This window comes from Cupriavidus sp. H18C1, from assembly GCF_049311595.1.
Taxonomy (GTDB): Bacteria; Pseudomonadota; Gammaproteobacteria; order Burkholderiales; family Burkholderiaceae; genus Cupriavidus; species Cupriavidus cauae.
In genome coordinates this window covers 3,117,159-3,138,005 of the sequence record NZ_CP186008.1, presented here as the reverse complement: position 1 = coordinate 3,138,005, position 20,847 = coordinate 3,117,159, and the positions used below count along the sequence as shown (strand labels likewise).

16 protein-coding genes, 1 tRNA gene and 1 pseudogene are annotated in these 20,847 nt (G+C 68.6%); 12 read left to right on the top strand and 6 right to left on the bottom strand.

Annotated elements, in window-relative coordinates; genetic code table 11:
- Window positions 1–338 precede the first annotated feature (338 nt).
- The 5 genes and pseudogenes from OJJOAM_RS14480 (at window position 339) to OJJOAM_RS14460 (ending at window position 7,631) form a co-directional block, all read left to right on the top strand.
- The gene (locus tag OJJOAM_RS14480) at window positions 339–3,635 is read left to right on the top strand and encodes an Rne/Rng family ribonuclease (RefSeq protein WP_422648357.1); all 3,297 of its coding nucleotides are present in this window, start codon (window positions 339–341) and stop codon (window positions 3,633–3,635) included.
- 222 nt (window positions 3,636–3,857) lie between these two features.
- On the top strand, window positions 3,858–4,982 hold the full coding sequence (gene moaA / locus OJJOAM_RS14475) for a GTP 3',8-cyclase MoaA (protein WP_422648356.1): 1,125 nt from the start codon (window positions 3,858–3,860) through the stop codon (window positions 4,980–4,982).
- A gap of 59 nt (window positions 4,983–5,041) precedes the next feature.
- Window positions 5,042–5,641 (top strand): molybdenum cofactor guanylyltransferase MobA, encoded by a 600-nt coding sequence (mobA, locus tag OJJOAM_RS14470; RefSeq protein WP_422648355.1) that lies wholly within the window; start codon window positions 5,042–5,044, stop codon window positions 5,639–5,641.
- Window positions 5,642–5,775: 134 nt separating this feature from the next.
- Window positions 5,776–7,096 (top strand): annotated as a pseudogene (gene glp, locus OJJOAM_RS14465) (gephyrin-like molybdotransferase Glp).
- A 256-nt stretch (window positions 7,097–7,352) separates the two neighbouring features.
- Window positions 7,353–7,631, top strand: a complete 279-nt coding sequence (locus OJJOAM_RS14460) for a hypothetical protein (protein ID WP_174107506.1) — start codon at window positions 7,353–7,355, stop codon at window positions 7,629–7,631.
- Window positions 7,632–7,754: 123 nt separating this feature from the next.
- Here the strand turns inward: OJJOAM_RS14460 and OJJOAM_RS14455 are convergent, their stop codons facing one another.
- The 5 genes from OJJOAM_RS14455 to pncB form a co-directional block, all read right to left on the bottom strand.
- Entirely contained in the window at window positions 7,755–9,152 is a 1,398-nt protein-coding gene (locus OJJOAM_RS14455; protein WP_422648354.1) for a DNA recombination protein RmuC, read from the bottom strand.
- A gap of 90 nt (window positions 9,153–9,242) precedes the next feature.
- The gene (locus OJJOAM_RS14450; protein ID WP_422648353.1) at window positions 9,243–10,262 is read right to left on the bottom strand and encodes a 2-hydroxyacid dehydrogenase; all 1,020 of its coding nucleotides are present in this window, start codon (window positions 10,260–10,262) and stop codon (window positions 9,243–9,245) included.
- 8 nt (window positions 10,263–10,270) lie between these two features.
- Window positions 10,271–11,716 (bottom strand): sodium:proton antiporter, encoded by a 1,446-nt coding sequence (locus tag OJJOAM_RS14445; protein WP_422648352.1) that lies wholly within the window; start codon window positions 11,714–11,716, stop codon window positions 10,271–10,273.
- Between the two features lie 228 nt (window positions 11,717–11,944).
- Window positions 11,945–12,631, bottom strand: a complete 687-nt coding sequence (locus tag OJJOAM_RS14440) for a LutC/YkgG family protein (protein ID WP_422648351.1) — start codon at window positions 12,629–12,631, stop codon at window positions 11,945–11,947.
- 188 nt (window positions 12,632–12,819) lie between these two features.
- Entirely contained in the window at window positions 12,820–13,995 is a 1,176-nt protein-coding gene (gene pncB, locus OJJOAM_RS14435) for a nicotinate phosphoribosyltransferase (RefSeq protein ID WP_149317013.1), read from the bottom strand.
- 382 nt (window positions 13,996–14,377) lie between these two features.
- Here pncB and fdxA point away from each other — a divergent pair, with 382 nt between their 5' ends.
- The 7 genes from fdxA to OJJOAM_RS14400 all read left to right on the top strand — a co-directional run bounded on the left by fdxA (window position 14,378) and on the right by OJJOAM_RS14400 (window position 19,472).
- Complete coding sequence (gene fdxA, locus OJJOAM_RS14430; protein ID WP_422648350.1) at window positions 14,378–14,701, top strand: ferredoxin FdxA; 324 nt, start codon at window positions 14,378–14,380, stop codon at window positions 14,699–14,701.
- A gap of 108 nt (window positions 14,702–14,809) precedes the next feature.
- Window positions 14,810–15,916 (top strand): NAD(P)/FAD-dependent oxidoreductase, encoded by a 1,107-nt coding sequence (locus OJJOAM_RS14425; RefSeq protein ID WP_149317012.1) that lies wholly within the window; start codon window positions 14,810–14,812, stop codon window positions 15,914–15,916.
- Between the two features lie 314 nt (window positions 15,917–16,230).
- Window positions 16,231–16,306, top strand: a tRNA-Asn gene (locus OJJOAM_RS14420).
- Between the two features lie 234 nt (window positions 16,307–16,540).
- Entirely contained in the window at window positions 16,541–16,753 is a 213-nt protein-coding gene (gene rpsU / locus OJJOAM_RS14415; protein ID WP_006578041.1) for a 30S ribosomal protein S21, read from the top strand.
- Window positions 16,754–17,106: 353 nt separating this feature from the next.
- The gene (locus OJJOAM_RS14410) at window positions 17,107–17,418 is read left to right on the top strand and encodes a VanZ family protein (RefSeq protein ID WP_422648349.1); all 312 of its coding nucleotides are present in this window, start codon (window positions 17,107–17,109) and stop codon (window positions 17,416–17,418) included.
- Between the two features lie 161 nt (window positions 17,419–17,579).
- Window positions 17,580–18,491 carry a nodulation factor ABC transporter ATP-binding protein NodI gene (gene nodI, locus OJJOAM_RS14405; protein WP_422648348.1) on the top strand — a complete coding sequence of 304 codons (912 nt, stop codon included), beginning with the start codon at window positions 17,580–17,582 and terminating at the stop codon, window positions 18,489–18,491.
- 111 nt (window positions 18,492–18,602) lie between these two features.
- Window positions 18,603–19,472, top strand: coding sequence for an ABC transporter permease (locus OJJOAM_RS14400; RefSeq protein ID WP_422648347.1), 870 nt, complete (start codon window positions 18,603–18,605; stop codon window positions 19,470–19,472).
- A gap of 113 nt (window positions 19,473–19,585) precedes the next feature.
- Here the strand turns inward: OJJOAM_RS14400 and OJJOAM_RS14395 are convergent, their stop codons facing one another.
- Window positions 19,586–20,791: an O-succinylhomoserine sulfhydrylase gene (locus OJJOAM_RS14395; protein WP_149317009.1), complete on the bottom strand. Its 1,206-nt coding sequence runs from the start codon at window positions 20,789–20,791 to the stop codon at window positions 19,586–19,588.
- Window positions 20,792–20,847: the final 56 nt, after the last annotated feature.

The following is a 20,847-nucleotide window of genomic DNA, read 5'->3' as shown; positions in this document are numbered from 1 at the left end:
CCGACAACCTTGCTCTTTGACGCGTCCTGGCCGTTCGTGGCCGGCCCCGGTGCGAGCCGAAGCGCAAGCGGCATCCTGTCGTCGCTGCCCTCCCCCGCACCCCGGCCTCCGTCCGATATCGCCGCCTGACCCTGCGCGCAGCTCGCGCATGGCGGGCATGGCGGTCCGAACCCCGCGCAGCGCGCCGACGTCTCTCTCTTTCACCCGTGCCCAGCCGGCGGCTTGCATTCGCCCCGGCACCTTCGGCAATTCTCACGCCACCTCTCGCTTCCTCGCGTGCTTTCGAAACGCCGCGCGGCACTACCGTGCCGGCCGCGGCATTGGAACGAGGGTTTGCGATGAAACGCATGCTGTTCAATGCGACGCAGCAGGAGGAATTGCGCGTCGCCATCGTCGACGGTCAGAAACTGATCGACATCGACATCGAGACCGCCGGGCGCGAGCAGCGCAAGGGCAATATCTACAAGGGCGTGATCACCCGCATCGAGCCGTCGCTCGAAGCGTGTTTCGTCAACTACGGCGAAGAGCGCCACGGCTTCCTGCCGTTCAAGGAAGTGGCCCGGGCCTACTTCAAGGAAGGCGTCGACGTGCGCAACGCGCGCATCCAGGACGCGCTGCACGAAGGCCAGGAACTGATCGTCCAGGTCGAGAAGGAAGAGCGCGGCAACAAGGGCGCGGCGCTGACCACCTTCATCTCGCTGGCCGGCCGCTATCTGGTGCTGATGCCGAACAACCCGCGCGGCGGCGGCGTGTCGCGCCGCATCGAGGGCGAGGACCGCCAGGAACTGCGCGAGACGATGGGCCAGCTGACCGTCCCCGACGGCATGAGCATCATCGCCCGCACCGCCGGCATCGGCCGCTCGGCCGAGGAACTGCAGTGGGACCTGAACTACCTGCTGCAGCTGTGGAAGGCCATCGACGGCGCCGCGCTGGACAACAAGGCGCCGCTGCTGATCTATCTCGAATCGAGCCTGGTGATCCGCGCGATCCGCGATTACTTCCAGCCCGACATCGGCGAGATCCTGATCGACACCGACGACATCTACGAGCAGGCCCGCGCCTTCATGAGCGTGGTGATGCCCGACAACATGAACCGCGTGAAGAAGTACCGGGACGACGTGCCCCTCTTCTCGCGTTTCCAGATCGAACACCAGATCGAATCCGCGTATTCCCGCATGGTGATGCTGCCCTCCGGCGGCGCCATCGTGATCGACCACACCGAGGCACTGGTCTCGGTCGACGTCAACTCGGCGCGCGCCACCAAGGGCGCCGACATCGAGGAAACCGCGCTGCGCACCAACCTGGAAGCGGCCGACGAGATCGCCCGCCAGCTGCGCCTGCGCGACCTGGGCGGCCTGATCGTCATCGACTTCATCGACATGGAGTCGAACAAGGCGCAGAAGGACGTCGAGACGCGCCTGAAAGATGCGCTGCGCCATGACCGCGCGCGCGTGCAGATGGGCAAGATCAGCCGCTTCGGCCTGATGGAGCTGTCGCGCCAGCGCCTGCGTCCGTCGCTGTCCGAGGGCTCGCATATCACCTGCCCGCGCTGCAACGGCACCGGCCATATCCGCGATACCGAATCGTCCGCCCTGCAGGTGCTGCGCATCATCCAGGAAGAGGCGATGAAGGAAAACACCGCCGCGATCCACTGCCAGGTGCCGGTCGAGGTCGCCGCCTTCCTGCTGAACGAAAAGCGCCAGGACATCAACCTGATCGAGCTGCGCTTCAAGGTCAACGTGCTGCTGATCCCGAACAAGCATCTGGAAACGCCGCACTACAAGCTCGAGCGCCTGCGCCACGACGATCCGCGCCTGGAAGAGAGCACGGCCAGCTACCGCATGGCCGAGGCCGCCGCCAAGGAACTGGAGGCGGACACCAGCTACAGCAGCCGCAAGAAGGAAGACGCCAAGCCGCGCCAGGAAGCCGCGGTCAAGGGCATCACCCCCGAGCAGCCGGCGCCGGTTTCGGTGCCGCGCCCCGAGCGCGCTCCGCGCCAGGAAGCCCCGGCGGCCAAGCCGGCCGCTCCGGCCGCGGCAACGCAGCCGATCGGCAGCGGCGGCTTCATCGCCTGGCTCAAGGGCCTGTTCGGCGCCCGTCCGGCACCCGCACCCGTGCAGCCGGCCAAGCCCGCCGCGGCGGAAGCCCGGACCGGCGGCAATGGCGAAGGCGGCCGTCGCGAGCGCGGCCAGCGTGGCGAACGTGGCCAGCGCGGTGAACGCGGCGAGCGTGGCGATCGCACCGAGCGCGCCGAACGTGGTGATCGTGCCGAACGCGGCGAGCGCCAGGCAGCCCGTGGCCAGCGCGCGGAACGCGGCGAGCGTGGCGCCGAGCGCGGCGAACGTGCCGAGCGCGGTGACCGCGCCGAACGCGGCGAGCGCGCCGAGCGTGGCGATCGCGCCGAACGTCAGCAGCGCCAGCCGCGCCAGGCCGACGCACAGCCGGCGCAGGCCGAAGCCCGCCAGCCGGACGCCGTGCAAGGCGAACGTGGCGAGCGCACCGAGCGCAGCGAAAACCGTCGCGAACGCAACCAGGAACGCCGCGAGCGCCAGCGCGACCGGCAACGTGAGCGCAGCGAGGCGCGTGCCGCCGACGCCGACCTGGCCGACCTGGAAGCCGGCGTGCCGACCCAGCCGGTGCCCGTTGCCGCGCTGACCGACGAGGCCGGTGCGGTCCGCGCCGACCTGCCGGAGGCCGCCGACACCGCCGAAAACGGCGAAGGCGAGGAGCGCCGCCGCCGCAATCGCCGTGGCCGCAACCGCTATCGCCGCGAGCGCGAGGAAGGCGCCACCACGGAAACGTCCGAGGCCGCCGACGCCGAAGGCGCGGAAGTCCAGGCCGAAGGCGCCCTGGCCGCCATGCCGGCCACGGGCCAGACCTTGGCCGAGGCCAGCGAGCCTGCCGACGTGACGCCGGTCCCGGTTGCCGCGGTCGCGGCTGCCGAAGCCGAAACCGCTGGCGTCGCACCGACCGCCGCGATGCCGACCCAGGCCGTGCCGGCCGAACCGGCTCCCGCTCCGGTGATCGCCGCCGAATTGGCGCCGGGCAGCTCGGCCGCCACCCAGGTGTCGCCTGCCGAAGCCGTCGCCCCGACCGCCCCGGCGCCGCAGGCGCCTGCCACGGCGGCCGCCGAGGCCGTGCCCGCGCATGCGGTCACCGAAGCGGCCACGGAATCGACCACCGAAGCGACGACCGAAGTGACGGCCGAAGTCGCCAAGCAAGCCACGCCGGCACCGGCCGCCGAGGCCGTGCAGCAACCGGCCGAGGAAACGGTGGCCAAGCCGATCGCCCAGCCGATCGCCCAGCCGGCCGTCGAGGCGGTCAGCGCCCCGGCAGCGCTGCAGCCCCAGGCTGCTCCTGCCCCGGCCATGGCCCAAGCCCCCGCCGCAGCAGCCGCACCGCTGTCGGCCGACGCGCTCGAGCCGATGCTGAACGCCGCCGGCCTGCAGTGGGTGCACACCGACAGCGCCAAGTACCGTGCCGCGCAGGAAGCCGCTGCCCGCATCGTGCCGGCGCCGCGGGTGCCGCGCGAGCGCAAGCCGCTGCCGCCGCTGCCGCAGGGCCCGATGGTGCTGGTCGAAACCGGCGGCCGCGAGGTCACCATGGACTCGCAGCAGTCCGCCGCGCAGCAGTAAGCGCCACAGCAGCCTCGTCGTCCCCCCAGCAAGCGGGGGACGACGGGTCTGTCAAGGACGCCAGCTTCCCGCACACGCGGGAACGACGCGACCCAAGGGGACGGCACCGCCGTCCCCTTTTCATGGCCGCGCGTGCCGCGGGGGCGCTTCGGCGATCCCTCAACGCAAGCTCGGCTAGAATGGCGACAGAACGGCGCCGGGCTGGCGGCGACCTATCACGACATGACCGAATCCGTCATCCCCATCTTCGACCTGCGCGAGCATCGCTATCACTCGATGCAGCCCGCGATTCCCGCGCAACTGGAATCGCCGACCGGGCTGTTGGCCGACCGCCGCGGCCGGCCGCTGCACGACCTGCGCATCTCGGTCACCGACCGCTGCAATTTCCGCTGCGTCTACTGCATGCCGAAGGAGGTGTTCGACAAGGACTACACCTTCCTGCCGCATTCGGAGCTGCTCAGCTTCGAGGAGATCGAGCGCGTCGCGCGGCTGTTCGTCGCCCACGGCGTCGAGAAGATCCGGCTGACCGGCGGCGAGCCGCTGCTGCGCAAGAACATCGAGAAGCTGGTCGAGATGCTGGCGCGCATCGAGACGCCGGCCGGCAAGCCGCTGGACCTGACGCTGACCACCAATGCCTCGCTGCTGGCCCGCAAGGCGCGCGCACTGCGCGACGCCGGGCTGACGCGGGTCTCGGTCAGCCTCGATGCGATCGACGACGCCACCTTCCGCCGCATGAACGACGTCGACTTCGCCGTGGCGGACGTGCTCAAGGGCATCGAGACCGCGCAGGCGGTCGGGCTGGCGCCGATCAAGGTCAATATGGTGGTCAAGCGCGGCACCAACGACGCCGAGATCGTGCCGATGGCGCGGCATTTCCGCGGCAGCGGCATCATCGTGCGCTATATCGAATTCATGGACGTCGGCGCCAGCAACCATTGGCGCATGGACGAGGTGCTGCCGTCGGACGAAGTGGTCGCGCGCATCGACGCGGAATTTCCGCTCGAGCCGATCGCGGCCAACTACAGCGGCGAGACCGCGCAGCGCTGGCGCTACCGCGACGGCGCCGGCGAGATCGGCGTGATTTCCAGCGTCACGCACGCCTTCTGCGGCGATTGCAGCCGCATCCGGCTGTCGACCGAGGGCCGGCTCTACCTGTGCCTGTTCGCCACCGAGGGCTACGACCTGCGCGCGCCGCTGCGCGGCGGGCACAGCGACCTCGAGATCGCCAACGCGATCGCCGGCGTCTGGCGCGAGCGCACCGACAACTACTCGGAGCAGCGCGGCGACGCGCAGGTTCGCGCGGCACGCGCGGCCCGCAAGATCGAGATGTCCTATATCGGCGGCTAGGCGTTCGCCTCGCCCCCCGATCCCGTTCAACGCTTCACCGCTTTCCCCCGACACCCGCGATGATCGAACGCGAAGACATTACCGGCCTGATCCTGGCCGGCGGACGCGGCAGCCGCATGGGCGGCACCGACAAGGGCCTGCAGTCGCTGCGCGGCGCCCCGATGGCGATGCACACGATGATGCGGCTGGCGCCGCAGACCGGCGCGCTGCTGATCAACGCCAACCGCAATCTGGCCGCCTACGAGTCGTTCGGCGTGCCCGTGGTCACCGACTCGGTACCCGACTTCGCCGGCCCGCTGGCCGGCATGCTGGCGGGACTGGAACAGTGCCAGACCCGCTGGATGGTCACCGCCCCGTGCGATTCGCCGTTCCTGCCGATCGACCTGGTCGCGCGGCTGGCGCAGGCGATCGAGTGCGAAGGCGCCGAGATGGCGATGCCGGTCACCGTCGACGAACAGGGCCGCCGCCAGACCCAGCCCGTGTTCCTGCTGATGCCGCATACCGCGCTGGACAGCCTGGTGGTCTTCCTGAACGGCGGCGGCCGCAAGATCGAGGCCTGGGCCTCGCAGCACCGGCTTGCCGAAGTGCCGTTCGACGACGCGGCGCCCTTCGCCAACATCAACACGCTGGACGAACTGCGCACCTTCGAGGCGCGCTGAGCGGGGGGCCGAGGCGCGGCCCTGAGCTGCTCCACCGCCCTCGCCGCCCTGCTGCCCGACCGGCGCACGACCCCTCGCCAGCCTGAGCCCCGAACAGAACCCGAACCGAACCGAACCACAACGCGAACCCTGCCATGCCGTCCCTGCAATCCGTGATCTCCTGCCTGTCCGACTACGATCCCAGCGCGCTGCCGGTGGAGCAGGCCAACCGGATCATCGCCGAGGTGATCGAACCGGTCAGCGGCATCGAGCAGGTCGCGATCCGCTCGGCGCTGGACCGCGTGCTGGCCGAGGACGTGGTGTCGCCGATCGACGTGCCGGCGCACGACAACTCCGCGATGGACGGCTATGCCTTCTCCAGCGCCGCGCTGGCGGCGGCGAACGGCGGCGAGGTGACGTTGCGCGTCATCGGCACCGCGCTGGCCGGCGAGGCGCACGGGCTGACCCCGGCCGCCGGCGAGGCGGTACGCATCATGACCGGCGCCGTGATGCCGGCCGGCTGCGATACCGTGATCCCGCGGGAATTCACGCAGCCCGTGCCGAGGGCGGCCGGGGGAAGCGGCAGACGCAGCGGCAGACGAGGCGGTACGCTTTGCCGCCGACGCGGTCCGGGCCGGCGACAACCGCCGCCTGCGCGGCGAGGACCTGGCCCGCGGCAAACCCGCGCTGAACCAGGGGCGCGTGCTGCAGCCGGCCGACCTCGGCCTGCTGGCCTCGCTGGGCATCGCCGAGGTCAAGGTACGGCGCCGCCTGCGCGTGGCCTTCTTCTCGACCGGCGACGAACTGCGCTCGATCGGCGAGCCGCTCGACGCCGGCTGCGTCTACGACTCGAACCGCTACACGCTGCACGGCATGCTGCGCCGCCTGCATGTCGAGCTGATCGACATGGGCGTGGTGCGCGACGACCCGGCCGCGCTCGAGGCCGCGCTGCGCAGCGCGTGCGAGAACGCGGACGCGGTGATCACCTCGGGCGGCGTGTCGGTCGGCGAGGCCGACTACACCAAGCAAATCATGGCCGAGCTCGGCGACGTGACCTTCTGGAAGATCGCGATGCGCCCCGGCCGGCCGATGGCCTTCGGCCGCATCGCGTCGAACGGCCATCAGGCGCTGCTGTTCGGCCTGCCGGGCAATCCGGTTGCGGTGATGGTGACCTTCTACCATTTCGTCCGCGCGGCGCTGCATCGGATGATGGGCGCCGACATCGCGCCGCCGCCTTTGATGCGCGTGCGCAGCGCGCAGGCGATCCGCAAGAAGCCCGGCCGCACCGAATACCAGCGCGGCATCCTCGCGCGCGGCGCCGACGGCCAGTGGGAGGTGCGCATTACCGGCCAGCAGGGCTCCGGCGTGCTGCGCTCGATGAGCGAGGCCAATTGCTTCATCGTGCTGGGGCACGAGCAAGGCGGCGTCGCGGCCGGCGATCCGGTCGAGGTGATGCTGTTCGAGGGCCTGCTGTAAGGCCCCGGGGCCCCCGCCGCTTGCCCTCGCCCGCCGATCGGTCGACCCGTCGTTGGGCCCTGGCTCGACCCGTCGTTCACCCATCGCGCATCCACCTGCGGGTCGGGCGGTTTTGCCCCTCGCCACTGTCGTTTTTTTGCTTACCGAAACCGTGCCGGCGGCCGCTTTTGGCCGCCCCGGCGGGGCGAGGCTATGCGCCACGCCACCCATTCGCTACACTTGCCGCACCCCAACTCTGTCCCACTGCCACGCTGTCATGAATCAGGAGATCGCTTACCTCCACCCCGTCAAGACCGCACGCGCGCTCGTTCTGGTCTACCTGTGCTTCTCGGTGCCGATCGTGTCGATGGGGTTGTTCGTGGCCTTTGTCCGCTACGGCGATCTACCCGGCATCACGGTGTTCACCGCGCTGATCCTGAACGCGCTGGTCGGTTTCGGCCTGCTGTGGCTGGCCTGCAAGGCCTACAACTGGGTGGCGGCCCGCTTCGGCGGCATCGAGGTGACGATCCGCAATCTGCCGCACGAGGGGCAATAAGCTCCGGCAGCCGGGCCCTCCCCCCGACAAAAAAGCGCATCCCGACGGATGCGCTTTTTTATTGCTCGGACGCTGCTGCCGGCAGCCCCCAGGCCGGCGGGCCCGAATCCCTGCCGGCGCCGCTCAGGCCGCCGGGCCGGCATCCTTCGGCCCGGCCTCGCCGTCGTCCTCCTCCGGCAGGCCCAGCAGCTGCTCGGCGGCTTCCGACGGCAGCGCCTCGACCTTGCGCAGCTTGCGCGCCATCTGGCGGCTGCGCACCTCCGCCTGTTCGATATTGCGGGCCGCGCGCTCGAGCGTGTCGCGCGTGCGCGCCAGCACGTCGCCGAACTTGCCGAACTCGGTCTTGACCGCGCCCAGCACCTCCCACACCTCGCTCGAGCGCTTTTCCAGCGCCAGCGTGCGAAAGCCCATCTGCAGGCTGTTCAGCACGGCAGTCAGCGTGGTCGGACCCGCCACCGTGACGCGGTGATTGCGCTGCAGCAGGTCGGTCAATCCGGGCCGGCGCAGCACCTCGGCATAGAGTCCCTCGGTCGGCAGGAACAGGATGGCGAAGTCGGTCGTGGCCGGGGGCGACAGGTATTTCTCGGCGATGGTCTGGGCCTCGCGCTTGATGGCGACTTCGAGCTCGCGCCCGGCGGCGGCCACGCCATCGACATCGCCGCGTTCCTGCGCGTCGGTCAGCCGTTCGTACTGCTCCTTGGGGAACTTGGCGTCGATCGGCAGCCAGACCGTGCCGTTGCCGGTGCCGGTCCCTCCGCCGTTGCCGACACCCACTTCCTTGCCCGGCAGGCGGATCGCAAATTCGACGCGCGCGCCCGAGTTCGGCACGGTCTCGACGTTGCGCGCGTACTGCTCGGGCGTCAGGATCTGCTGCAGCAGCATCTCCAGCTGGACCTCGCCCCAGGTGCCGCGCGTCTTCACATTGGTCAGCACTCGCTTCAGGTCACCGACGCCCTGCGCCAGCATCTGCATCTCGCCGAGGCCGCGATGCACCTGCTCGAGCCGGTCCGACACCATGCGGAACGATTCGCCCAGCCGCTGCTCCAGCGTCGCGTGCAGCTTCTCGTCGACGGTGCGGCGCATCTCGTCGAGCTTGGCGGCGTTGTTGGCCTCGATGTCCTTGAGCTTCTGCTCCAGCGTGGTGCGCACCTCGCCCAGGCGCCGCTCGTTCGATTCGGTCAGCTTGGCCAGCTGCTGCGCGAACATGTCGATCTGGTTGTTCTGCAGCGTGGCGATATGCGTCATCTGCGCCGACAGCGTCTGCTGGAAGCGCATCATCTGCTCGCTGGTTTCGTCGCGCCCCAGGCGCGCGGCCTCGGCGACCTCGCCGCGCAGGCTGCGTTCGAGCCTTTCGCTGTCGCGCTCGCCGCGTTCGCGCCAGTCGGCCAGGCGCTGCAGCAGTTCGGCATGCAGCTGCCCGGCGCTGCCGTCGCGCCCGCGCATCAGCAGCACGACGAGCGTCAGCAGGGTCAGCAGCAGGATCACGGCCAGCGCGATCAGGATCAGCGAGGAAGAAGACATCGGGGATCGAGTAATGAAGCCGGGCGGAAGCCGGCGCCGCCGCGGCCAGGCCAGCCGTGGCCACCGCGCGGTGGCCACCACAGCGGCGCGCTAGCGTCGCGCCAGCACTTCGGGGTTCAGCACACAGGGCGGCCGGCCGGCATCTGGCCCGGCGCCGAGCGCGGCGATCAGATTGTCGGCGGCCAGATTGGCCATCGCGCGCCGCGTCTTTTCGGAAGCGCTGGCGATATGCGGGGTCAGCACGACGTTGGGCACCTGCAGCAGCGCGGGATGGACCTTGGGCTCGCCCTCGAACACGTCCAGCCCCGCGGCGAAGAGGCGCCGCTCGCGCAGCGCCTCGGCCAGCGCCGCGTCGTCGACGATGCCGCCGCGCGCCAGGTTGATCAGCGTCGCGGTCGGCTTCATCTGCGCCAGTTCGGCCGCGCCGATCGCATGGTGGCTCTGCTCGCTGTACGGCAGCACCAGGATCAGATGGTCGGACTCGCGCAGCAGTTCGGCCTTGCCGACATAGCGCGCGCCGAGACCCTGCTCGATCTCGGCCGGCAGCTGGCTGCGGTTGTGGTACAGCACCGTCATGCCGAAACCGGCGGCGCGCCTTGCCAGCGCCTGGCCGATGCGGCCCATGCCGAGGATGCCCAGCTTGCTGCCGTGCAGGTCCATGCCGAGGAACATGTCGTAGGACCAGCGCTCCCATTTGCCGGCGCGCAGGAAGTGCTCCGACTCGGTGACGCGCCGCGCGGTGGCCATCAGCAGCGCCCAGCCGAAATCGGCGGTGGTCTCGGTCAGCACGTCCGGCGTGTTGGTGGCGACGATGCCGGCCGCCGTCAGCGCCGGCAGGTCCAGGTTGTTGTAGCCCACCGCCATGTTGCAGACCGCGCGCAGTTCGGGCAGCGCGCCGATCAGCCCGGCGTCGATGCGGTCGGCGGCGTTGGCCAGCACGCCGGCCTTGCCGGCCAGGCGCGCCTTCAGCGCGGCCGCGTCGAGCGGCACGTCTGGCTGGTTGTGGTCCACCTCGAAATACTGCGCGAGGCGTTCGATCACATCGGGGAAGATCGCCCGCGTGACCAGCACGGCGGGGCGCGGCGACGAAGATTGGGATTGCGAAGCCATCGTGAACCTCAGACGCGGAAGAACAGCAGGGTCATCACCCCGAACAGCGGCACCAGGATGCCGCAGGACCACAGCATATAACCGAAGAAGCTCGGCATGCGCACGCCGCGGTCCTCGGCGATCGCCTTGACCATCAGGTTCGGCGCGTTGCCGATATAGGTGTTGGCGCCCATGAATACCGCGCCGGCCGATATCGCGGCCAACGTGGTGGCGTCGCGCGTCATCAGCGTGGCCGCGTCGCCGCCGGCGGTATTGAAGAACACCAGGTAGGTCGGCGCATTGTCGAGGAAGGACGACAGCAGGCCGGTGGCCCAGAAGTACATGCTGTCGATCGGCTGGCCGTTGCTGTCGCTGACCGCGCGGATCACGCCGGCGAAGGCACCGTCGGTGCCCGCCTTCAGCATCGCGATCACCGGGATGATGGTCAGGAAGATGCCGGCGAATAGCTTGCCCACTTCCAGGATCGGATCCCAGTTGAACTCGTTGCCGGCGCGCGCACTGTGCGGCGTGATCGCCAGCGACACCAGCGCCACCACCACCAGCGCCACGTCGCGCACCAGCGCCTGCAACGGCACGACGGTGCCCATCACGTCGAACGCGATCTCCGATTGCCACAGGCCGCTCATCAGCACCAGCGCCATGATCGCCAGCAGCAGCGCGAAATTGGCCTTGCCGTCGATGCGGATGCCGCGCGAATCCGGCGTCGGATCCAGCCGCGGCGGCAGCTCCTCCTCGCGGTTGAGGAAGTAGTGGCGATCGACGAAATAGAAGATCACCAGCAACGCGATGCACAGGAACAGCGTCTGCGGAAAGATATGGCGCGTGGTCCAGAAGAACTCGACGCCCTTCAGGAAGCCGAGGAACAGCGGCGGATCGCCCAGCGGCGTCAGCGAACCGCCGGCATTGGCGACCAGGAAGATGAAGAAGACCACCACGTGCGCGACATGGCGGCGGTTGTCGTTGGCGCGCAGCAGCGGGCGGATCAGCAGCATCGCCGCGCCGGTGGTGCCCATCACGCTGGCCAGGCAGGTGCCGAGCGCGAGGATGCCGGTGTTCAGCTTCGGCGTGCCATGCAGGTTGCCCTGCACGCAGATGCCGCCCGCGACGATATACAGCGCGCCGATCAGCACGATGAACGGAATGTACTCGGCCACCAGCGCATGCACGACGTTGGCCGTGGCGGCATGCATGCCGAATGCGAGCGCGAACGGCACCAGGAACAGCAGGCCCCAGGCGGCCGCGACCTTGCCGAAGTGGTGATGCCAGAAGCGCGGCGCCAGCAGCGGAAACAGCGCGATCGACAGCAGGATGCCGGCGAAGGGCAAGGCCCACAGCGGCCCCAGCGCTGCGCCGTCCAGTTCGGCGGCGCCGGCCAGCGCGGGGAACATCGCCAGCATGGCCGGCAGCGCCAGCCGGGGCGCGTTGGGAATACGCGGCGCGAGGGCGGACTGCATCGTGTTCGGTCTCCTGTTATTGCTGTTTGTTGGAAGTGGGTTCGAATGCGGGATGCCCGTCGTCGTATCGGGGCCGGCGCGACGGGATGCGGCGCGGGAGAGCAGGATGGGCGTCGCGTGCCGTGCCGCAGCGATATTCAGGCCGGCTCAACCACGCTCGACCACGCTCAACCACGCTGCGGCACGCTCGAAAACCGTTCCGGCACGCACCTGCACATCAACGCGCCCTCAGGCCTGTTCGACCAGCACCACGTGCACGCGATACGGCCCGTGCGCGCCGAGCACGATGGTCTGCTCGATATCGCCGGTACGGGACGGGCCGCTGATGATATTGGTCGCGCGCGGCAGCTCGCCGCGTTCGGCGCGCACCAGCGCGAAGGCTTCCTCGAGATCGGCGACGATGCGACCCGCCGGCACCACGGCGATATGGGTTTCGGGCAACAGCGCGCCGGAGGCGAAGGTTTCCGGGCCCGACAGCAGCATCAGCGAACCGGTCTCGGCGATCGCGCAGAAGCAGCCGGTGATGCCAACCAGGTCGCCGTGCTCGCGGTCGGCTTCGGGATCGCGCAGCGGCGGCCGCGCTTCGACCGCGATGCCCTGCGCCTGCCAGTCGAGCGCGGCGAGCGCGGGCCAGGCGATCGCGCGCGGGGCCAGCGCCAGGCCGCTCAGATAGTGCGCCACCGCCGCCGGCACGTCGGCCAGCGTGGCGACGCGCTCGACCGTCGAGGCCATCTTGCGCGCCTGCACGCTGAACGCTTCGACCAGATCGCCGGCCACGCCGGGGCGCGGCCCCTGCGGGTGGCGCGCCAGATAGTCGGCCACCGCCTCGCGCTCGCCTCGGGTCGGTTGCGCCGGCCGACCCTGGGCGGCACGGATACGGGCGAAGATGCGGTCGCGAGCGGAATCGGTATTCATGGTGCGGACGATCGGTGTCGGGAGGCCGGGGCAGCGGGCATTATAAGTCCCCCTGCCCGTGGCTTTCGCCGGAACGCAGCGGGAGGCGGCCGCCGGAAGCAGCAGCCGGAAACAGCAGCCGGACACAGCGGCCGGAAGCTGCGGCCGGATGGCGGTTGCGGAAAGCGGTTGCGGAACGCTGCGCCGGATCAGGCCGGCTCGACGCCGAACACCTGGCGCAGATAGCCGAGGTAGGCCGGGTCGTCGCACATGGTCTTCTCCGGCGTGTCCGACAGCTTGGCGACCGGTTGCCCGTTGCAGCGGACCATCTTGATGACGATCTGCAGCGGCGTGTAGCCCAGGTCGTTGGTCAGATTGGTGCCGACGCCGAACGCCAGCCGGCAACGGCCGCCGAAGCGTTCGTACAGCTCGATCACGCGCGGGATATTGAGGTTGTCGCTGAAGATCAGCGTCTTGCTGCGCGGATCGACGCGGTTCCTGCTGTAGTGCTCCAGCATCCGCTCCCCCCAGGCCACCGGATCGCCCGAGTCGTGCCGCACGCCATCGAACAGCTTGCAGAAGTACAGATCGAAGTCGTTCAGGAAGGCATCGAAGCCGTAGGTGTCGGACAGCGCGATGCCCAGGTCGCCGCGATATTCGCGCGCCCAGGTCTCCAGCGCGAACACCTGCGAATCGCGCAGCCGCGGCCCGAGCGACTGGCAGGCCTGCAGGTATTCGTGGGCCATGGTGCCGAGCGGCGTCAGGTTGTGCTTGCGGGCGAAATGCACGTTGCTGGTGCCGGCCAGCTGCGGCCCGAGCAGCTGCTGCATCGACGACAGCACCTCCTCCTGCCAGTCGCGCGAGAAGCGCCGGCGCGTGCCGTAGTCGGCGATCACGCAGTCGTCGCGGCCGGGCATGCGCAGCAGCGCCAGCTTGTCGACCAGCCGGCGCCGGCCCTCCTCCCAGTCGGGCTGCGGCTGGGTATGGCGGAAGTACACCTCGTTGACGATCGCCAGCAGCGGGACTTCGAACAGGATGGTATGCAGCCACGGGCCGCGGATCGTGATGTCGATCTCGCCCGGATGCGTCGGCGACGGGTTCACCGACACGTATTTGGCGTTGAGCTGGAACAGGCCGAGGAAATCGACGAAATCGCTCTTGATGAAGCGGAAGCCGCGCAGATATTCCAGTTCGTCCTCGGTGAAGCGCAACTGGCACAGCAGTTCGATCTGCGCGCGGATCTCGTCCGCGTACGGCGTCAAATCCACGCCGGCATTGCGGCATTTGAAGCGGTACTCGACCTGGGCCGCCGGAAAATGATGCAGCACGACCTGCATCATCGTGAATTTGTAGAGGTCGGTGTCGAGCAGAGATTGGATGATCATGGCGTAACCCGCACAAGTGTGCCGAATCAGGCCCACATGCTAACCCATCGGGCGACCTCGTCGCGCATGGGGCCAATGCGCGATCGTGGGCGTTCCCACGACGAACCCGCACGACGGACCCACGACGAAACCACCGCGCGCCAATGCCGAACAGAGCCGCATAAAGAAATAAGAAAACTATCTGATTCGGCTATATAGGGCCGCTGTGCGGCACGAACGGGTCGGCTACAATACCGATCTTTGAAAGGCCGCGGTCGACGCTCGTCCCGCGCGTGCGTGCGCTGTACGGGAACAAACATGGGCACAAGCACGGGCACATGTACCGGCACAAGCGGCCAAAAACAGTCTCCCATCGAAGCCGATCCGTTTTCCTGGAACCGAAATGACTCACGTTGTCACCGAATCCTGCATCCGTTGCCGCTATACCGACTGCGTTGACGTGTGTCCGGTTGATTGTTTCCGCGAGGGCCCCAACTTCCTCGCGATCGATCCGGACGAGTGCATCGACTGCGCGGTGTGCGTCGCTGAGTGCCCGGTCAACGCGATCTATGCCGAGGAAGACGTGCCGGGCGACCAGCAGCAGTTCATCGAACTGAACGCCGAACTGGCCCGCAACTGGCCTTCGATCACCAAGACCAAGGCCCCGCTGCCCGAGGCCGAGGAATGGAAGGACGCCACCGGCAAGCTGCAATACCTGGAACGCTGAGCCGACGCGCCAGCCACCCCCCACCCGATAGCGACAAAGAGAAGGCCGTCCCCACGCGCTTTCCCGCAATGCCGGGCACCCCGTGCCCCCAAACGTATCAGGACGCATATGGACTTGAGCATCCCCAACCCCGTCGCGGACACCACCAATCAGGTCGGCGGCAACGCTGGCGGTGGCCAGCCCCTCGAAATCGACGCGCTGATCGTCGGCGCCGGTCCGGTCGGCCTGTTCCAGGTCTTCGAACTCGGCCTGCTCGAGATCAAGGCGCACGTGATCGACTCGCTGAAGGTCGTCGGCGGCCAATGCGTCGAGCTGTATCCGGACAAGCCGATCTATGACATCCCGGCGGTGCCGATCTGCACCGGCCAGGAGCTGACCGACAACCTGCTCAAGCAGATCGAGCCGTTCGAGCCGACCTTCCATCTCGGCCAGGAAGTCTCGGTGGTCGAGCGCCAGGAGGACGGCCGCTTCTTCGTCGAGACCTCGCTCGGCACCCGTTTCCTGACCAAGACCATCTTCATCGCCGCCGGCGTCGGTTCGTTCCAGCCGCGCACGCTGAAGGTCGAGGGCCTGGACAAGTTCGACGGCAAGCAGCTGTTCTACCGCGTCAAGGATCCGAGCCGCTTCCACGGCCGCAACCTGGTGATCGTCGGCGGCGGCGACTCGGCGCTGGACTGGACGCTGGACCTGGTCGGCAAGGCCGAGTCGGTCGTGCTGATCCACCGCCGCGACGGCTTCCGCGCCGCGCCGGCCTCGGTCGCCAAGATGAAGGAACTGTGCGAGCAGATGGAGATGCAGTTCATGGTGGGCCAGATCAGCGGCTACGAGGAAAAGGACGGCGTGCTGACCGAGATCAAGGTCACCGGCGGCGACGGCGTGACGCGCCGCATGCCGCTGGACGACCTGCTGGTGTTCTTCGGCCTGTCGCCCAAGCTCGGCCCGATCGCCGAATGGGGCCTGGACCTGGAACGCAAGCAGATCAAGGTCGATACCGAGAAGTTCGAGACCAACATTCCGGGCATCTTCGCGGTCGGCGACATCAACACCTATCCGGGCAAGAAAAAGCTGATCCTGTCGGGCTTCCACGAGGCCGCGCTGGCCGCCTTCGGCGCCGCGCCGTACATCTTCCCCGAGAAGAAGATCCACATGCAGTACACGACGACCTCGCCGAAGCTGCACAAGATCCTCGGCGTCGAATCGCCGGTGTTCGACTGAGCGACGCTCGACGCAGCGACGCGCGGCCAACGCCAGGCATCGCATCGCAGGGTCTTGGAAAAACCGCCTTCGGGCGGTTTTTCATTGCCTCACGCAAAATCTTCTTGGCATTCTGTTTGCGCGCCGTCTATAATGCGCCCCTCGCCAACGCACATTCGCGGCACCGGATCGGCCCCAGGGCTTCCGACCCACCGAATGCGCAGGCAAGCCGGACACTTCGGCACGGCGTTTGGCGGATGACGCAACGACAACAAAATGTCGAAACGTTGTTGACGAAGTAACGAGAAACTGGCTATAATCCTTTTCTCAGCTGTTCCCCGATAGCTCAGTCGGTAGAGCGACGGACTGTTAATCCGCAGGTCCCTGGTTCGAGCCCAGGTCGGGGAGCCAAAGAATAAAAGGCCCGCCATCCGAGATGGCGGGCCTTTTCACTGGTGCGCTGGCATCCTGCGTGACCGACCCTGTCGCGACTCGCACGCCCACCCTTCCGGTCCACTGCCCCGCCATGCTTGCGGGGTTTTGCCAACACCCAGCTCCGCGGGTATCGGCAGCGAGCACAGGCTCGAGGCTGCCGAGGCTCACCGTTCCACCCCGCCGCAGCAGCGGCACCCCGAAGGACAAGCTTTGACCAAGATCGTTTTGAAGCCGGGCGAACCGGTTGACGTCGCCATGCGGCGATTCCGCCGGGCCATTCTGCAAAATGGCCTGATCGTCGAACTGAAGAGCCGCACGGCCTACGAGAAGCCGACCACCGAGCGCAAGCGCAAGAAGAAGGCCGCCGAGTCGCGCCTGCGCAAGCGTCTGCGCATGCAGATGCTGCCGAAGAAGATGTACTGATCGTCTTCGACTGCCGGGAGTCCCGCGGGCGCGGCCCATCGCCCGCCGCGTGACCCCCGTTGCTGTCCCGTTCTCCCACCGCCCGGGGAGAACGCGCACTCCCCCGGGGAGCGCCCTCTCGTCCAGCCATCTGGCCGACGACACCTGCTGCGCCCCCCCATCCCCACAGCCGATATCGGCCCCCCTGCCCCGGCTGCTACAGTACGTTCCTGTTGTCTCGCCCCAGGAACCGTTTCCGCATGCCTTCCGGCCCGTCTTCCCGTCCGTCTTCGCGTCGGCCTTCTCGTCCGTCACCCAGCCTGACAATCGGCCCGTCGCAGTGGCGTCTCGCCTTCTGGCTATGCCTGTGCGCCGTGCTGACGCTGGCGCTGATGCCGCCCGCGACGCCGATGCCGACCACCGGCTGGGACAAGAGCAACCACCTGCTGGCCTTCGCCACGCTCGGCGTGCTCGGATGGCGCGCCTATCCGGCGCGGCCATGGGCCGTGCCGATCGGCTTGCTGGTCTATGGTGGACTGATCGAGTGGCTGCAGTCGATGACGCCCTATCGCTCCGCCGATGCCATCGACATATTGGCCGACGCGCTGGGCCTCGCGCTGGGGTGGCTGCTGCACGGGCTGGTGCGTGTGCTGATGCGCCGCCTGCGGACACGACGCGCGGCCTGACGGGCCTGGCCGGCATACCGGCATAACCGGCATAGCGGGCCTGGTGGGCCTGGCCCCCGGCCGGATCGACCGACGCCCTGCTGCGGCGCGCCAAGGACCGATCGCAAGCGGATCGGCATAATGGCGGGATTGCGCCAGGCGCGCTTCACCGGAACGCTGCGTTGACTGCCATTCTCGAATTGCGCCACGTGCGCAAGCAATACGGCAACACCGTCGTCGTCGACGATCTGAGCCTGCAGGTGCAGCGCGGCCAGTGCTTCGGCCTGCTGGGCCCCAATGGCGCCGGCAAGACCACCACGCTGCGTCTGCTGCTGGGGCTGACCACGCCGGCCTCGGGCGAGCTGACGCTGTGCGGCGAACCGGTTCCCGCCCGCGCGCCGCAGGCCCGCATGCGCGTCGGCGTGGTGCCGCAGTTCGACAATCTCGACCCGGACTTCACCGTGGTCGAGAATCTGCGCATCTTCGGCCGCTATTTCGGCCTGTCCACCGCCGAGATCGAACGGCGCGTGCCGATGCTGCTCGAGTTCGCCCGCCTGGAAAACCGCGCCGACGCGCATGTGCGGGACCTGTCCGGCGGCATGCGCCGGCGCCTGACGGTAGCGCGGGCGCTGATCAACGACCCCGACCTGCTGGTGATGGACGAGCCGACCACCGGGCTGGACCCGCAGGCGCGCCATCTGATCTGGGACCGGCTCAAGTCGCTGCTGGCCGCCGGCAAGACCATTCTGCTGACCACGCATTTCATGGAGGAGGCCGAGCGGCTGTGCAACTATCTGTGCGTGATCGACGGTGGCCGCAAGATCGCCGAAGGCAAGCCGCACGAGCTGATCGACCGGCAGATCGGCTGCGACGTGGTCGAGGTCTATGGCGAGGAACTGGACGCGCTGCGCGAGCGGTTGGCGCCGCTGGCCGAGCGCACCGAGAAGAGCGGCGAGACGCTGTTCTGCTACGTGCGCGAGCCCGAGCCGCTGCTGGCGGCGCTGCACGGCAATGGCGGCATCCGCTACCTGCATCGCCCGGCCAATCTGGAGGATGTGTTCCTGAAGCTGACCGGCCGCGAGATGCGGGATTGAAGGCCTGACCGGCCTGCCCGCAGCCAGCTTGACGCTCACCCGCACCGAGCCCTCAACGACCCCGCAACCCATCCGCAGCCCACCGCCACGCACCGAACCATCGAGGAAACCATGAGCGAACGAGACCCGGCCCCGGGCAACGAGGGCAAGCTGGCCACCGCGGCGGCGTCCTCCGGCGGCGCGACCGTGGCCGCGCAGCGCTATCCGCAGCCGCTGTGGCCGCTGAACCTGCGCAACTGGACCATGGTCTGGTATCGCAACTACCGCGTCTGGCGCAAGCTGGCGATCCCGTCGATGATCGGCAACCTGGCCGATCCGATGATCTACCTGTTCGGCCTGGGGCTGGGGCTGGGCCTGCTGGTGGGCCGCGTCGACGGCGTCTCGTACATCGCCTTCCTCGCGGCCGGCACCACCGCCTCCAGCGTGATGATGTCGGCCAGCTTCGAGTCGATGTATTCGGCCTTCTCGCGCATGCATGTGCAGCGCACCTGGGAGGCCATCATGCATGCGCCGCTGACGCTGGGCGACGTGGTGCTCGGCGAGGTGCTGTGGGCCGCCAGCAAGGCGGTGCTGTCCGGCGTGGCGATCATGCTGGTGGCCAGCGCGCTGGGCTATGCGCAGATGCCCAACGCGCTGCTGGCGCTGCCGGTGATTGCCTTGGCGGGCATCGCCTTCGCCAGCCTGGCGATGATCGTCACCGCGCTCGCGCCCAGCTACGACTTCTTCATGTTCTACCAGACGCTGGTGATGACGCCGATGCTGCTGCTGTCGGGCGTGTTCTTCCCGCTCGAACAGCTGCCGCCCGGCGTGCAGGCCGCCACGCAGGCGCTGCCGCTGGCGCACGCGGTGGCGCTGATCCGGCCGCTGATGCTGGATCGCCCGGTGGACCAGGTATGGCTGCATCTGGCCGTGCTGGCGGCGTATGCAGCGGTGGCGCTGGTGGTGGCGCTGATGCTGCTGCGCAGGCGGATGCTACGGTAGGTACGGCGCCCCGCGTGCTGGGGGACACGCCATGGAAAAAGCCGGCCCTGGGGCCGGCTTTTTCTACCTCGACGAGCGAGGCGAGCAAGTCGAGCGGATCAAGCGGCTCAACCTCAGTCGCCCAGCCCCCGCAGCAGATCCGCCTTCAGATCCTCGACCGACTCCAGCCCCACCGCCATGCGGATCAGGCCCTCGCCGATGCCGGCCGCGGCCTTGGCCTCGGGGCTGACGCGTGCGTGCGTGGTGGTGTACGGATGCGTCACCGTGGTGCGCGTATCGCCCAGGTTGCCGGTGATCGAGCATAGGCGCGTGCTGTCGATCACGCGCCAGGCGTTGGCGCGCTGCTGTTCCGGCGTCGCGCCCTTCAGTTCGAACGACACGATGGCCCCGCCGCCGCTCTGCTGGCGCATCGCGATGTCGTGCTGCGGATGCGACTTCAGCGCGGGGTGATAGACCCGCGCCACCGCCGGATGCGATTCGAGGAACTGGGCCAGCGCCAGCGCGCTGGCCGAATGGCGCTCCATGCGGATCGCCAGCGTCTCCATGCCCTTGAGCATCACCCAGGCGTTGAACGCCGACAGCGTCGGGCCGGCGGTCCGCACGAAGGGAAACACCTTGCCCATGATGAAGTCGTGCTTGCCGAGCACCGCGCCGCCGAGCACGCGGCCCTGGCCGTCGATATGCTTGGTCGCCGAATGCACCACGAGGTCGGCGCCGAAGCGCAGCGGCTGCTGCAGCGCCGGCGAGCAGAAGCAGTTGTCGACCACCAGCAGCGCGCCGGCGTCGTGCGCGATATCGGCCACCGCGGCGATGTCCGCCACCTCTGTCAGCGGGTTCGACGGCGTCTCGAGGAAGAACAGTTTGGTGTTCGGCTTGACCGCGGCGCGCCAGCCGGCCAGGTCGGTGCCGTCGACGAAGGTGGTCTCGACGCCGAACTTGGCGAAGATGTTCGAGAACAGCGTCATCGTCGAGCCGAAGATCGCGCGCGAGCTGACCAGGTGGTCGCCGGCCTGCATCGACGACAGCACCACCGACAGGATCGCGCTCATGCCCGAGGCGGTCGCCATGCAGGCCTCGGCGCCTTCCAGCGCGGCCAGCCGCTGCTGGAACATGCTGACGGTCGGATTGGTGAAGCGCGAGTAGGTGTAGCCCTCTTCCGAGTTGGCGAAGCGCTCGGCGGCCTCGGCCGCGCTGCCGAAGCAGAAGCTCGACGTCAGGTACATCGCCTCCGAATGCTCCATGAACTCGCTGCGCAGCGTGCCGGCGCGCACGCCGAGCGTATCAATGCCGAGGGAGTCGAGGTCGAGCGGGTCGTTCATGGTCGGGGCAATCGTGAGTAGCGATGGAATGGCTCCCCTCCCCCGCGCGCGGGAGA

Excerpts from the sequence above, each read along its gene's own strand:
- OJJOAM_RS14480 (WP_422648357.1), top strand. The coding sequence starts at position 339 with ATGAAACGCATGCTGTTCAATGCGACGCAGCAGGAGGAATTGCGCGTC.
- moaA (WP_422648356.1), top strand. The coding sequence starts at position 3,858 with ATGACCGAATCCGTCATCCCCATCTTCGACCTGCGCGAGCATCGCTAT.
- mobA (WP_422648355.1), top strand. The coding sequence starts at position 5,042 with ATGATCGAACGCGAAGACATTACCGGCCTGATCCTGGCCGGCGGACGC.
- OJJOAM_RS14460 (WP_174107506.1), top strand. The coding sequence starts at position 7,353 with ATGAATCAGGAGATCGCTTACCTCCACCCCGTCAAGACCGCACGCGCG.
- OJJOAM_RS14455 (WP_422648354.1), bottom strand. The coding sequence starts at position 9,152 with ATGTCTTCTTCCTCGCTGATCCTGATCGCGCTGGCCGTGATCCTGCTG.
- OJJOAM_RS14450 (WP_422648353.1), bottom strand. The coding sequence starts at position 10,262 with ATGGCTTCGCAATCCCAATCTTCGTCGCCGCGCCCCGCCGTGCTGGTC.
- OJJOAM_RS14445 (WP_422648352.1), bottom strand. The coding sequence starts at position 11,716 with ATGCAGTCCGCCCTCGCGCCGCGTATTCCCAACGCGCCCCGGCTGGCG.
- OJJOAM_RS14440 (WP_422648351.1), bottom strand. The coding sequence starts at position 12,631 with ATGAATACCGATTCCGCTCGCGACCGCATCTTCGCCCGTATCCGTGCC.
- pncB (WP_149317013.1), bottom strand. The coding sequence starts at position 13,995 with ATGATCATCCAATCTCTGCTCGACACCGACCTCTACAAATTCACGATG.
- fdxA (WP_422648350.1), top strand. The coding sequence starts at position 14,378 with ATGACTCACGTTGTCACCGAATCCTGCATCCGTTGCCGCTATACCGAC.
- OJJOAM_RS14425 (WP_149317012.1), top strand. The coding sequence starts at position 14,810 with ATGGACTTGAGCATCCCCAACCCCGTCGCGGACACCACCAATCAGGTC.
- OJJOAM_RS14400 (WP_422648347.1), top strand. The coding sequence starts at position 18,603 with ATGAGCGAACGAGACCCGGCCCCGGGCAACGAGGGCAAGCTGGCCACC.
- OJJOAM_RS14395 (WP_149317009.1), bottom strand. The coding sequence starts at position 20,791 with ATGAACGACCCGCTCGACCTCGACTCCCTCGGCATTGATACGCTCGGC.